A 12126-nucleotide genomic window follows, 5' to 3' on the forward strand; every position below is an offset into this window, starting at 1 on the left:
AACGACAGCCCTTCCAGCGGGAAGAGGTGACATGTCCGCACGAAAACTCGTCGCGGCGCTCGGCGCGTGCGCCCTGCTCGCGACCGGGTGCGGGGGCTCGGCGCCGATGGGGGCCGGCGGCGCGGCCGCGGGGCGGGACGAGGGCCCGGTGAAGATCGGCGCGCTGCACCCGGTCAGCGGCTCGAACGCGGTCGACGGCCTGCAGATGCGCCGCGGCGCGCAGCTGGCGGTCGACGCGATCAACGCCGCCGGCGGCATCTCCTCGCTCGGCGGCCGCAAGGTCGAGCTGGTCACCGGCGACACCCAGGGCAAGGCCGACATCGGCCAGAGCGAGGCGCAGCGGCTGATCTCGGCCGGCGCGGTGAGCCTGGTCGGCACCTACCAGAGCGCCGTGAGCACCAACGTCGCCGTCGTGGCCGAACGCAACCGGGTGCCGTTCGTGATGGACGTGACCGCCTCCGACGCGATCTTCGCCCACGGTTACCAGTACTCGTTCCGCGTCCAGCCGGGCAGCAACGCGATCGCGACGGCCGCCGCCCAGTACCTGAAAGCGGTTTCGGAGCAGGCCGGGAAGCCCGTCCGCAAGGTCGCGTTCCTGCACGAGCAGAGCGACTTCGGCACCGGCGCGGCCGACGCCTTCACCGCGGCCGCGAAGCAGCTCGGCATCGGCGTCGGGCCGAACATCAGTTACGACGCCACCACCGTCAGCGACCTGACCGCGCAGATCACCCAGGTCAAGGCGTCCGGCGCGGACGTGCTGGCCGTCGCGGGCTACTACCGCGACAGCCTGCTGGCGGCCAAGGCGATCGCCTCGGTGAAGCCGGACCTCAACGCGGTCTGGGGCGTCTCGAACGGCGCGTACGACCAGCCGAAGTTCGTCACCGACGCGGCCGCGCTCGGCAACCTCTACTTCAGCACCAACTACCACTACGACGCGACCAACCCCGAGACCGTCGCGCTGCGCGAGCAGTACCAGAAGCAGTACGGCGACCCGATGCGCACCGGCGCGGTCCTGTCCTACGACGCGGTCCAGGTGATCGCGCACGGCGTCGAGCAGGCCGGCAGCACCGACCCGGAGAAGGTCCGGGACGCGATCGCCGCCGCCCAGGTGTCGCCGCTGACCGTCGGCCGCGGGCCGATCCAGTTCGCCCCCAACGGCGACAACCGCAACGCCTTCCCGGTGCTGATGCAGGTCCGGGACGGGCGCGTCCAGCAGGTCTATCCCCCCGAAAAAGCCGAATCCCGGCCCGACTACAGGGTGGCGTGGCGCCCATGACCGAACTCGGCACCGGGGCGGCCGTCGTCCCCGAAACCGCACCTCCCGACCGGAAAGCCCAGGTGGACAAGGGTTTCCTCCGCCGCGCCGGCATCGTCGCCGCGATCCTCGTGCTCGCGGTCGTCGTCGCGCTGCTGCAGTCCGGCAGCGGCCTGGTCGTCTGGCAGTCGGTGGTCACCGGCATCCTGACCGGCGGGCTCTACGGCCTGATCGCGATGGGGCTGACGCTGATCTTCGGCGTGCTCGACATCGTGAACTTCGCCCACGGCGCGTTCCTCGCGGTCGCGATGTTCATCTCCTTCGGCGTGGTGCAGGCCACCGGACTGCACCCGTACCTCACGATCGTCGTGGCCGTCCCGGTGCTGTTCCTGCTCGGCGCGGCCGTGCACCGCGGGCTGCTGTCCGGGGCGGGCGGGCGGTCGCTGGAGAACCAGCTGCTCATCACGCTCGGCCTGTCGTTGCTGCTGGAGAACGGGCTGCAGATGTTCTTCGGCGCCGAGCCCAAGACCATCACGCTGCCCGGAGACTTCCAGTTTTCCTTGCTGGGCGCGGTGGTCGCGGGCTCGCGGCTGTACGCGTTCCTCGGCGCCGTCGTGCTCGGCGGGCTGCTGTACTGGCTGCTGCGGCGCACCCGGCTGGGCACGGCGATCCGCGCGGTCGCCGCGAACGCTCCGGGCGCGGCACTGGTCGGCATCAACGTCCGCCGGATGCACACGCTGACCTTCGCGATCGGCACGGCGTGCGCGGGTGCCGCGGCGGTGCTCGCCGGCCCGCTCGTCACGGTGACGCCGACGCTGGGGGACCAGTTCAACATCACCGCGTTCGTCGTCGTGGTGCTCGGCGGCATGGGCAACGTCGCGGGCGCGCTCGTCGGCGGCCTGCTGATCGGGCTGGTCGAACAGCTCACGACGATCTACCTCGGTGGCCAGAGTTCCCTGCTCGGCGTGTTCGTGGTGTTCGTGCTGGTGCTGTTCCTCCGCCCGCAAGGTTTGTTCGGGAGGCGCGCATGAGCGAGCTTGCAAGCGAATCATCCGCTGTCGGCACCATCACGATCGCCCCGCCGAGCAACGCGGAAGTCGTCAAAGCACCGCCGTTGCGGCCGCAGAACCGGCAGTTCGCGATCCTCGCCATCCTCGTGGTGGTCGCGATCCCGCTGCCGCTGATCCTGCCCGCCGCGCAGGGCGCGGTCGCCGTGCGGATCCTGATCTTCCTGCTGATGGCCGTCGGCTGGAACATCATGAGCGGCTTCGGCGGGATGTTCAGCTTCGGGCACGCCGCCTACTTCGGCCTCGGTGCCTACACCAGCGCGTACCTGCTGGTGAAGCACAACGTGTCGCCGTGGATCGGGATGCTGGCCGGGATGGCGGTGGCCGCCGCGGTCGCGGTGGTCATCGGCTACTTTTCCTTCCGCTACAAGCTGCAGGGCGCGTACTTCGCGCTGGCCACCTTCGCGTTCGCGGAGATGCTGCGGCTGATCGTCACGAGCAGCGCGTTCGCCAACAAGTCCGTCGGCTACAGCGTGCCGCTGATCCAGGGCTCGTCGCTGTGGCAGATCCAGTTCCCGGCCGACTCGCCCGCGTACTTCTGGGTGGCGCTCTTCCTGGCCGGGGCGGCGGTCGCGATCAGCATCGGCTTCCTGCACTCCCGCGCCGGCCGGTACGTCACGGCGATCCGCGACGACGAGCTGGCCGCCGCGTCCCTCGGCGCCCCGGTGCTGCGGCACAAGCTGATGACGGTCGCGCTGTCGGCCGCGATCACCGCCGTGGCCGGCGCGTTCTACACGCAGTACTACCTGTTCGTGAACCCCGATCTCGGGTTCGGCTCGGCGATCTCGATCCAGGCGATCGTGCCCGTGGTCATCGGCGGCATCGGCACGGTGTGGGGCCCGGTGGTCGGCGCGATCATCATCGGCTCGCTCACCGACGTCACGGCGACGCTGCTGCGCACCCCACCGGGTTTCCTGGACTTCCTGCAGGGCCGCAGCGGCCTGGACGTCGTGCTGTACGCCGTGCTCGTGATCCTCATCGTGCGGTTGCTGCCCAAGGGGATCGTCGGCACTCTCGCGGCGAGGTGGCGACGATGAGCATCGTCGAGGTGAGCGGCGTCGGCAAGGCGTTCCGCGGGGTGCACGCACTGTCCGATGTGGACGTCGAGGTGGCCGAGGGCGAGATCCTCGGCGTCATCGGGCCCAACGGCGCGGGCAAGACCACGCTGTTCAACGTGATCTCCGGGGCGCTGCCGCCGGACACCGGCCGGGTGCGGCTGGCGGGCGACGACGTCACCGGCCTCGCGCCCGACCGGATCGCCCGCGCCGGGATGGTGCGCACCTTCCAGCTGATGCGGCCGTTCGCGAGCATGACGGTGGCGCAGAACGTCAGCCTGGCCGCGCAGCACCACCGGCTGAGCGCCAAGGCGCTGCGGGAGCACTCCCTGGACGTCGTCGAGCGCGTCGGCCTCGGGCCGTGGGCCCACCGCGCCGCGACCGACCTGCCGACCGCCGGGCTCAAGCGCCTCGAACTGGCCCGCGCGCTGGCGACGCGGCCGAAGGTGCTGCTGCTCGACGAGGTGCTCGCCGGGCTGGTCCCGGCTGAGCGCGAGCCGGTGCTCGACCTGCTCGCCGGCCTGCGCGAGCAGGAGGGCGTCACGCTGGTGTTCATCGAGCACATCATGGCCGCGGTGATGCGGCTGGCCGACCGGGTGCTCGTGCTCGACCAGGGCCGCGTGCTGGCCGTCGGCTCGCCCGCCGAGGTCACCAGCGACCCGCGCGTCATCGACGCCTACCTGGGTGAGGAGCCGACCCATGCTGACGCTTGAGAAGGTGTGCGCCGGGTACGGCCGGATGCGGATCCTGCACGACGTCGACCTGCGCCTCGACGCCGGCGAGATCGTCGCGCTCGTCGGCGCGAACGGCGCCGGCAAGACCACGACGCTGCGGAGCATCTGCGGCCAGCTCAAGCCGTTGTCGGGCACCATCACGCTCGACGGCGCGCCGACCGCCGGTCGCCGCCCGGACCAGCTGGTGCGTGACGGCCTGGTGCACGTGCCCGAGGACCGGGCGCTGTTCGGCACGCTGACCGTCGAGGAGAACCTGCGGATGGGCGCGTGGACCCGCACGCCCGCGCAGGCCGCGACGTCGCTGGCCGAGGTCTACGAGCTGTTCCCGGTGCTCGCCGAGCGCCGGACGCAGACCGCGCAGACGTTCAGCGGCGGCCAGCAGCAGATGCTCGCGATCGGCCGCGCGCTGATGGCCGGGCCGCGGCTGCTGATGCTCGACGAGCCGTCGACCGGGCTTTCGCCGAAACTGACCTGGACCGTGCTGGAGGCGGTGCGGCGGATCCGGGACAGCGGGGTGGCGGTGCTGCTGGTCGAGCAGAACGCGAAGCAGGCGCTGGCCATCGCGGACCGCGCGTACGTGCTGGAGAGCGGATCGACGGTGCTGGAAGGCACCGGCGCCGCGCTCGCCGGCGACAACCGGGTCAGGAAGGCGTACCTGGGACTGTGAACCGTGAACGAGCCGCTTCCGCCACCGCGGACCTCGGTGCTTGGGTGTCCGAACTGGACGTCACGGGCGTCCCGGCCGCGGTGCTGGACCGGCTTTCCCTCGTCCTGCTCGACGTCGTCGGCGTCACCGCATTGGGTGCTTCCCTGCCGGAACAGCGGGCGCTGGCCGACGCCTGGAACGCGCCGCCCGGCCCGGCGCCGCTGATCGGCGGCGGACGGTTGGTGACGACGGACGCGGCGGCCTGGCTCAACGCCGTGGCGCTCGTCTCGCTGGAACTGGACGAGGGCCACAAGTACGCCAAGGGCCACCCCGCCGCCCACGGCTTCCCCGCGGTGCTGGCGCTGGCGGCCGAACTGGACAGCACGGGCCCGGACACGGCGGCGGCGCTGCTGGCCGCCTACGAGGTCGCCGCGCGGTTCGGCCGCGCGACCACGTTGCGCCCGGGCGCGCACCCGCACGGCAGCTGGGGCGTGCCCGGCGCGGCGGCGGGCTGTGCCCGGCTGCTCGGCCTCCCGCCCGGCGCGGTGGCGGCCGCGATCGACACCGCGGCCGGAATGGGCATCGCCGGGCACTTCGACTCGGCGACCCAGGGCAACCCCGTGCGCAACGCGTGGCTCGGCGCCTCGGCGACGTCCGGGCTCGCCGCCGCCCGGATGGCCGTGGCCGGGATGGCCCGCACCACCGGCACGGCCGCGCTCTCCCTCGGCACGGTGCTGGGCGAGTTCGAGCCGGCCGAGCTGACCGCGGACCTCGGCACGCGCTGGGACATCTCGCGGGGTTACTTCAAGCGCCACGCGTCGTGCTCCTTCACCCACCCCGCCGCCGACGCCGTGCTCGAACTGCGTGCGCACCCGGCGTTCCGGGCCGACGGGATCACGCACGTCCTGGTGGAGACCCACGTCCTGGGCGCCGGACTGTCCGATGTGGACTGGTCCAACCGGCTCTCGGCGATGTTCTCCACGCCGTTCGTGGTGGCGACCGCCGCGCTGACCGGCGAGGTCGGGCCGGCCAGCCCGCTCGACGACGCCGACGTGCGGGCCCTGGCGAGCCGCGTACGCCTGGTCGAGGCGGCCGACCTCACCGCGCGCCTGCCGGACGAGCGCGCCGCCCGCGTGACCGTCGCCTTCGACGACGGCGCCTCGCTGACCTGCGAGGTGCCCAACCCGGTCGGCGACGCCGACCACCACCCGCTGACCGAGCCCGACCTGGCCGGTCTGCTCGAGTCATGGCTGCCCGCGCACGTCGTGGAACGGGCCGCGGCGCTGGGCCACGCCCTGCCCGGCCTGCCCCGCGTCGGCGCGGCGCTGCGCGAGCTGGCCGGGACCGACGAGAAGGAGCTGAGCTGATGCGTGCCCTCGCGGTGACGCCCATCCACCTGCCGCCCGAGGAGATCCGGCGGCGCCAGGAACGCTACGACCGGCTCGCGCCGCCGGGCCTGGAGATCGAGCTGCGGGACGTCGGCCCGGCGGCGCCGAAGACCTTGGACACGGACGCGTCCATGCGCGTCTCGGAGAACGCCGTCGCCGCCGTGCTCGCGACCGCCGGCGACGGCTGGGACCTGGCCTTCCCGGACTGCGTGCTGGACCCCGCGGTACCCGACGCCGTCGCCGAACCCGCGTTGCCGGTGCACGGCCTGCTCAAGCTGTCGGCCACCTACCTGGCCGCCAAGGGCGTCCGCTTCGGCGCGGTCGTGCGCAACGAGGCGATCGCCGAAGAGTTTTCGAAGCGCATCGCCGCCTACCGGCTGACCGAGTACCTCGCCGGGATCCGCGTGCTGGACCTGCCGTTCTCCGCCATCGCCGAGACCGAGACCTGGAACGCCGCGCTCGGCACCGCCGTGCGCGAACTGGCGGAACTGGGGGCGACGGCGGTGATCAACGGCTGCTCGGCCGTCGACGTCGAACCCGCCGACCTGCCCGCGCGGATCGTCGACCCGACGGCGCTGGCGATGCGGCTGCTGGCCGTCGAGGAGCAGCCGTGACCGACGGACCCGACCTCGTCGTCGCCGGCGCGGGCGGCGGCCTCGCCGGGGCCCTGCGCGCGGCCGAACTCGGGCTCTCCGTCCTCGTGGTCGAGGCGAGTGAGCACTTCCGGCGGGGCAACAACACCTCGATGTCCACGGCGATGTTCCCCGGCGCCGGCTCCCGCTGGCAGGCGTCGGAGGGCGTGGACGACTCACCCGCGAAGTTCGTCGCCGACATCATGGCCAAGACGCACGGCCAGGCCGACCCACGGCTGGCCCGGACGCTGGCCGAGGTGAGCGCGCCGCTGGTCGAGTGGCTCGCGGACTCGGCCGGGCTGCCGTTGTCGCTGGTCACGGACTTCAACTACCCCGGCCACGCCGTGCCCCGCTGCCACTCGATCCCGGGCCGGCACGGCTCCGGCGTCATCGACCACCTCGCCCGGCGCGTGACCGAGCACGAGAACGTCGAACTGCTCGCGCCCGCCCGGCTGACCGACGTTCTGTCCGATGTGGACGGTGTCCGCGCGGTCGTCGTCCGGTACCCCGACGGGACCGAGGAGGAGATCCCGACCCGGGCGGTCCTGCTGGCCACCAATGGCTTCGGCGCCGACGCGGACCTCGTCGAACGGCACCTGCCGGAGATCGCGGGGGCGTTGTACCAGGGGAGTGACCAGTCGCTCGGCGACGCGCTGCGCATCGGCGGGAAACTGGGCGCCGCCACCGGGTTCCTCGACGCGTACCAGGGCCACGGCGCGGTCGCGGCCAACGCCGGGACGCTCGTCGGCTGGGCGACGATCATCCACGGCGCGGTCCTGGTCGACCTCGAAGGCCGCCGCTTCGGCAACGAGACTCGCGGCTATTCCGAGTACGCCGCCGAGCTGGCCGCGCGTCCCGGCTCAACCGGCTGGATCGTGCTCGACGAGACGATCTTCGAGCAGTGCCAGCCGTTCCAGGACTTCCGGGACACGGTCGCCTCCGGCGCGCTGGTCTGGGCCGACGACGTCGCCGGCTTGGCCGAAGCAACCGGCCTGCCACCTGGCGCGCTGGCCGAAGAACTCGCCACCGCGGCCGCGATCGCCCGCGGCGAACGCGACGACGAGCACGGCCGCACGAACTGGGAACGTCCGCTGTCGGGCCGCTACGCCGCGGTGCGCGTCGTGCCCGCGCTGTTCCACACCCAGGGCGGGCTGCTGGTCGACGAGCACGCCAACGTCGTCGACCCCCAGGACCGCCCGATCCCCGGGCTGTACGCCGCCGGTGGCGCCGCGGCGAGCATCTCCGGCCACGGAGCTGCCGGCTACCTGCCGGGCAACGGCCTGCTGCCCGCGTTCGGCCTGGCCTACCTGGCCGCCGGCGACGTCGCCCGGCGCCGCACCCCCGACCCCGCAAGCTGAGGAGAGACATGGCAACGACGGAACTGCTCGTGAAGAACGTCCGGGTCGTGCGGCCCGACGACGCCGACGGGGCCGAGCCGGAACTGCTGGACATCGCCGTGAACGACGGCACGATCACGCGTGTGGCGCCGGACCTGCCCGCGGGCGACGCCGCCCACGTCGTCGACGGCCGCGGGCTGCTGGCCTTCCCCGGCGTCGTCGACGCGCACCAGCACTGGGGCATCTACAACGAATTGGCCACCGACACCCGCACCGAGAGCCGCGCGAGCGCGCAGGGCGGCGTCACGACGTCGCTGACGTACATGCGCACCGGCCAGTACTACCTGAACAAGGGCGGCAGCTACCGCGACTTCTTCCCCGAGGTGCTCAGCGCGTCCGAGGGCAACGCCTACGTCGACTACGCCTTCCACCTCGCACCGATGAGCTCGCAGCACATCTCCGAAATCCCTTACCTGGTCGAAGAATTCGGCGTCACGTCGTTCAAGATCTTCATGTTCTACGGCAGCCACGGCCTGCACGGGCGCTCCACCAGCCAGAGCGACTTCCTGATGATCCCGCCGGACGAGCGCTACGACATCGCGCACTTCGAGTTCGTGATGCGCGGGGTCCAGCAGGCGCGCGAGGTGCTGACCGAGTACGCGCCGCACCTGTCGCTCTCGCTGCACTGCGAGACGGCCGAGATCATGACGGCGTACACAAAACTGGTGGAGCAGGACGGTTCGCTGTCGGGCCTGCGGGCCTACAGCGCGTCGCGGCCGCCGCACTCGGAAGGCCTCGCCGTCACCATCGCGTCGTACCTGGCGCACGAGACCGGGCTGCCCAACATCAACCTGCTGCACCTGTCGTCGGAGAAGGCGCTTTCGGCCGCGTTGACGATGGGGAAGGCGTTCCCGCACATCGACTTCCGCCGCGAGGTGACGATCGGGCACCTGCTGGCCGACGTCGACACCGCGTCCGGCATCGGCGGCAAGGTCAACCCACCGCTGCGCGAGCGCGACGACGTCGAGGCACTGTGGCGGCACGTGCTGGCCGGCGACGTCGACTGGGTCGTCAGCGACCACGCGTGCTGCCGCGACGAGCTGAAGTTCGGTTCGGACCGCGAGGACGTGTTCCTGGCGAAGTCCGGTTTCGGTGGCGCCGAGTACCTGCTGCCCGGCCTGGTCGGCGAGGGCACCAAGCGGGGCCTTTCGCTGCAACGGATCGCGCAGCTGACGTCGCTTAACCCCGCACGCCGCTACGGCCTGCTGAACAAGGGCACGATCGCGGAGGGTTTCGACGCCGACTTCGCGCTGGTCGACCCGGACGTCCGCTGGACGGTGCGCGCGGCGGAGTCGGAGTCGACGCAGGAGTACACGCCGTTCGAGGGCTTCGACATGACGGCGAAGGTGACCGACACGTTCGTCCGAGGGAACCACGTGTTCGCCGACGGCAAGATCGCGGGCGACCCGGTGGGCCGCTACCTCAAGCGCGGCAAGTGATCGGAGGCGGCCGGTGGGTTCCCTACCGGCCGCCGGACTCCTGCAGCCAGGCCCAGCTCTGCCGGATCTCCGCCGCGGCTTCGCGCACGAGGTCGCGGTAGCGGCTCACGGCGTCGGGGGTGAAGCGGTACTGCGGGCCGCAGATGCTGATGGAGCCGTGCACCTCGCCGTCCGGCCCGAACAGGGGAGCGGCGACGGACCCCGCGCCGGGCTGCCGTTCCCCGAGCGACACGGCGACGCCGTCACGGGCCACCTCGGCGAGGGCTTTGCGCAGCTGTTCGGCGGTGGTGATCGTGTGCTCGGTCAGCGCGGGGAGTTCCCGGTGCAGCAACGCTTCCCGGCGGTCTTCGGCCAGCGACGCGAGGATGACCTTGCCGGAGGAACCGGCGTGCAGCGGGAACCGCCGGCCCAGCTCCACGGTCATCTTGATCTCGCGCGGGCTCTCGAACTGGTCGAGGTACACCCGTTCGTCACCGACCAGGCCGGACAGCGTGGTGGTTTCCCCGGTCTCCTCGCGCAGCCGCCGCAGCACGGGCGTGGCGGCAACACGCGCGTCGAACCGGCGCAGAGCACTAGCCCCGAGAGCGACGGCCGCCGGCCCGAGCCGGTAGCCGGCGACGCCAGGATCGGTGGCGAGCATCTCGCGCGAGACGAGCGATTGCAGGATCCGGTAGACGACGGCCTTGGAGAGATCCAGCTCGCGGCTGATCGCACTGACGCCCAGGTACCGGGGCCCGCCGGTGAAGAGCAGCAACACATCGGCCACCCGCGCGGCGGCCTCGGTACCAGTGTTGTCCGACGCGGCGGCGGGCTTGCGCCCGGCGGTACTGTTGACGGCCAAGCCGAGAGACCTCGAATTCCGGATCGTTTCGCTGACAGGAACGATTTCGGGCGTAATAGTAGCACTTTCGCGCGCGACCCGGAGTTCGTTCCGTCCAGCGATACATGGTGAACGTGCCACGCTCCATGGCCGACCGCGGAGTCCGTCCCGGCAAGCGCCCTGGGACCGATCGCGATCTTCTGGTGCGGCTCCGTCGCCGCGGTGTCCGGGCGCCTCAGTCGGGCGCGTCGACGACCGGTGTCGTTCCCGCGGTGAGGCGGGTCAGGCGCGCTTCGAGGGTCGCCAGCTCCGCCGGTCCGATCTCCGCCGCCCAGCGGTTGCGGACCTCGTCCAGCAGGGTGCCGCCGATGCGCATCATCTCGTGGCCGTGGGGGGTGACCCGCAGGCGCTTGCGGCGGGCGTCGGCCGGGTCGGCTTCGCGCTCGACGTAGCCCAGCTCCTCGAGGATGGCGATCCGCTGCGCCGCCGCCTGCTTGGTGACCGACAGGTGTCGCGCCAGCTCCGACGCCGTGTCGGCGCCGTTGTCGACCGCGCGCAGGGCGAACTCGTCGGCGGGGCGGACCCTCGGGTGCCCGTGGTCGGCCAGCTCCATCGAGACGTCGTCCACCATCGACCGGAACCCGCGCAGCAGCAGGAGCGCCAGCTCGGCACCCGAGGATCGCTCCATGGGCAAAGCATAGACAGCCGACGTCATGGACAAGAGCCTTGTCTATCTGTAGCTTGGACAAGCAGCTTGTCCATCAATGAAGGAGCCCCATGAACCTCCCCGGCGTCGACCACCACCGCGTGCGCGTCAACGGCACCGAACTGCACTACGTCACCGCGGGGGCGACCGGTTCGCCCGTCCTCCTGGTGCACGGCTTCCCCGAGTCCTGGTGGGTCTTCCACAAACTGATCCCGCTGCTCGCCGCGCACCATCGGGTGTTCGCGGTCGACCTCCGCGGGTTCGGCGACTCAGACGTCGCGGGCGACGACCACGACAGCGTCACCGCCGCGAACGACCTGGCCGCCCTGATCACGGAACTGGACCTCGGTCCCGTTCACCTGACCGGGCAGGACGTCAGCGGCGGCACGACGTTCCGGCTCGCGGCCACGCGTCCGGAGCTGGTGCGCAGCTACACGGCCATCGAGACCGGCCTGCCCGGGTTCGGCGTCGAAGCGCTGGCCGACGTCACCCACGGCGGCGCCTGGCACATCGGCGTGCTCGTCGCGCCCGGGATCCCCGAGCTGCTGCTGGCCGGGCGCGAACGGGAGTTCCTCGCCGAGTACGCCATTCCCGCGCTCAACGCCACGCCGGACGCGTTCACCGACGCCGACATCGACGAGCTCGCCCGCACGTACAAGCGGCCCGGCGCGTTCCGGGGTGCGAGCGGTCTCTACCGGTCGATGCTCCGCGAAGGCGACGAGATCCGTGAGCTGGCGAAAGAGAAGCTCGGGATCCCGGTGCTCACCGTCAGCGGACGGCCGGGCGAGTTCCTGTCGTCGACGATGCGGCAGGTCGCCACGGACGTGACGACCGTGACGCTCGACGGCGTCGGGCACTACGTGGCCATGGCGGCACCCGAGCGGCTCGCGGACGCGATGCTGCGTTTCTGCCGCGACGTCGAGGGTTCGCCGGTCCCTTGACACGCACCCGGCGTCATTCATACATTCGACGTCCATCTGTATGAAT

The 12126-nt window shown here is 71.7% G+C and carries 12 protein-coding genes; 10 read left to right on the plus strand and 2 right to left on the minus strand.

The window, feature by feature from the left end:
* Positions 1-31 precede the first annotated feature (31 nt).
* From OG439_RS06635 to OG439_RS06675, 9 genes are read left to right on the plus strand one after another with little or no spacing between them, the layout of a single operon-like run.
* A complete protein-coding gene (locus OG439_RS06635; RefSeq protein ID WP_326948470.1) occupies positions 32-1276 on the plus strand; it encodes an ABC transporter substrate-binding protein in 1245 nt (414 codons plus the stop codon).
* On the plus strand, positions 1273-2286 hold the full coding sequence (locus OG439_RS06640) for a branched-chain amino acid ABC transporter permease (RefSeq protein ID WP_326948471.1): 1014 nt from the start codon (positions 1273-1275) through the stop codon (positions 2284-2286). The genes OG439_RS06635 and OG439_RS06640 overlap by 4 nt, the downstream gene beginning before the upstream one ends.
* Positions 2283-3359, plus strand: a complete 1077-nt coding sequence (locus OG439_RS06645; RefSeq protein ID WP_326948472.1) for a branched-chain amino acid ABC transporter permease — start codon at positions 2283-2285, stop codon at positions 3357-3359. The genes OG439_RS06640 and OG439_RS06645 overlap by 4 nt, the downstream gene beginning before the upstream one ends.
* Positions 3356-4090 carry an ABC transporter ATP-binding protein gene (locus OG439_RS06650; RefSeq protein WP_326948473.1) on the plus strand — a complete coding sequence of 245 codons (735 nt, stop codon included), beginning with the start codon at positions 3356-3358 and terminating at the stop codon, positions 4088-4090. The genes OG439_RS06645 and OG439_RS06650 overlap by 4 nt, the downstream gene beginning before the upstream one ends.
* A complete protein-coding gene (locus OG439_RS06655) occupies positions 4077-4778 on the plus strand; it encodes an ABC transporter ATP-binding protein (RefSeq protein WP_326948474.1) in 702 nt (233 codons plus the stop codon). Before OG439_RS06650 ends, OG439_RS06655 begins: the two co-directional genes overlap by 14 nt.
* A complete protein-coding gene (locus tag OG439_RS06660; RefSeq protein ID WP_326948475.1) occupies positions 4775-6124 on the plus strand; it encodes an MmgE/PrpD family protein in 1350 nt (449 codons plus the stop codon). The genes OG439_RS06655 and OG439_RS06660 overlap by 4 nt, the downstream gene beginning before the upstream one ends.
* Complete coding sequence (locus OG439_RS06665) at positions 6124-6759, plus strand: aspartate/glutamate racemase family protein (protein ID WP_326948476.1); 636 nt, start codon at positions 6124-6126, stop codon at positions 6757-6759. The genes OG439_RS06660 and OG439_RS06665 overlap by 1 nt, the downstream gene beginning before the upstream one ends.
* A complete protein-coding gene (locus OG439_RS06670; RefSeq protein ID WP_326948477.1) occupies positions 6756-8135 on the plus strand; it encodes an FAD-dependent oxidoreductase in 1380 nt (459 codons plus the stop codon). Before OG439_RS06665 ends, OG439_RS06670 begins: the two co-directional genes overlap by 4 nt.
* An 8-nt stretch (positions 8136-8143) precedes the next feature.
* Positions 8144-9613: a dihydroorotase gene (locus OG439_RS06675; RefSeq protein WP_326948478.1), complete on the plus strand. Its 1470-nt coding sequence runs from the start codon at positions 8144-8146 to the stop codon at positions 9611-9613.
* Between the two features lie 22 nt (positions 9614-9635).
* Here OG439_RS06675 and OG439_RS06680 read toward each other — a convergent pair whose 3' ends face one another.
* Together OG439_RS06680 and OG439_RS06685 are read right to left on the minus strand one after the other, a co-directional pair.
* Positions 9636-10454 (minus strand): IclR family transcriptional regulator, encoded by an 819-nt coding sequence (locus tag OG439_RS06680; RefSeq protein ID WP_326948479.1) that lies wholly within the window; start codon positions 10452-10454, stop codon positions 9636-9638.
* Between the two features lie 214 nt (positions 10455-10668).
* Positions 10669-11121 (minus strand): MarR family winged helix-turn-helix transcriptional regulator, encoded by a 453-nt coding sequence (locus OG439_RS06685; RefSeq protein WP_326948480.1) that lies wholly within the window; start codon positions 11119-11121, stop codon positions 10669-10671.
* An 89-nt stretch (positions 11122-11210) separates the two neighbouring features.
* Between OG439_RS06685 and OG439_RS06690 the strand changes: the two genes are divergently transcribed.
* The gene (locus OG439_RS06690) at positions 11211-12080 is read left to right on the plus strand and encodes an alpha/beta fold hydrolase (RefSeq protein ID WP_326948481.1); all 870 of its coding nucleotides are present in this window, start codon (positions 11211-11213) and stop codon (positions 12078-12080) included.
* Positions 12081-12126 lie beyond the last annotated feature (46 nt).

Origin of the sequence: Amycolatopsis sp. NBC_01307, assembly GCF_035975215.1 — a bacterium.
GTDB lineage: Bacteria > Actinomycetota > Actinomycetes > Mycobacteriales > Pseudonocardiaceae > Amycolatopsis.

What these genes read in the sequence shown, in the direction of transcription:
- OG439_RS06690 (WP_326948481.1), top strand. Translation starts at nt 11,211, where the DNA reads ATGAACCTCCCCGGCGTCGACCACCACCGCGTGCGCGTCAACGGCACC.
- OG439_RS06640 (WP_326948471.1), top strand. Translation starts at nt 1,273, where the DNA reads ATGACCGAACTCGGCACCGGGGCGGCCGTCGTCCCCGAAACCGCACCT.
- OG439_RS06665 (WP_326948476.1), top strand. Translation starts at nt 6,124, where the DNA reads ATGCGTGCCCTCGCGGTGACGCCCATCCACCTGCCGCCCGAGGAGATC.
- OG439_RS06650 (WP_326948473.1), top strand. Translation starts at nt 3,356, where the DNA reads ATGAGCATCGTCGAGGTGAGCGGCGTCGGCAAGGCGTTCCGCGGGGTG.
- OG439_RS06685 (WP_326948480.1), bottom strand. Translation starts at nt 11,121, where the DNA reads ATGGAGCGATCCTCGGGTGCCGAGCTGGCGCTCCTGCTGCTGCGCGGG.
- OG439_RS06645 (WP_326948472.1), top strand. Translation starts at nt 2,283, where the DNA reads ATGAGCGAGCTTGCAAGCGAATCATCCGCTGTCGGCACCATCACGATC.
- OG439_RS06635 (WP_326948470.1), top strand. Translation starts at nt 32, where the DNA reads ATGTCCGCACGAAAACTCGTCGCGGCGCTCGGCGCGTGCGCCCTGCTC.
- OG439_RS06675 (WP_326948478.1), top strand. Translation starts at nt 8,144, where the DNA reads ATGGCAACGACGGAACTGCTCGTGAAGAACGTCCGGGTCGTGCGGCCC.
- OG439_RS06655 (WP_326948474.1), top strand. Translation starts at nt 4,077, where the DNA reads ATGCTGACGCTTGAGAAGGTGTGCGCCGGGTACGGCCGGATGCGGATC.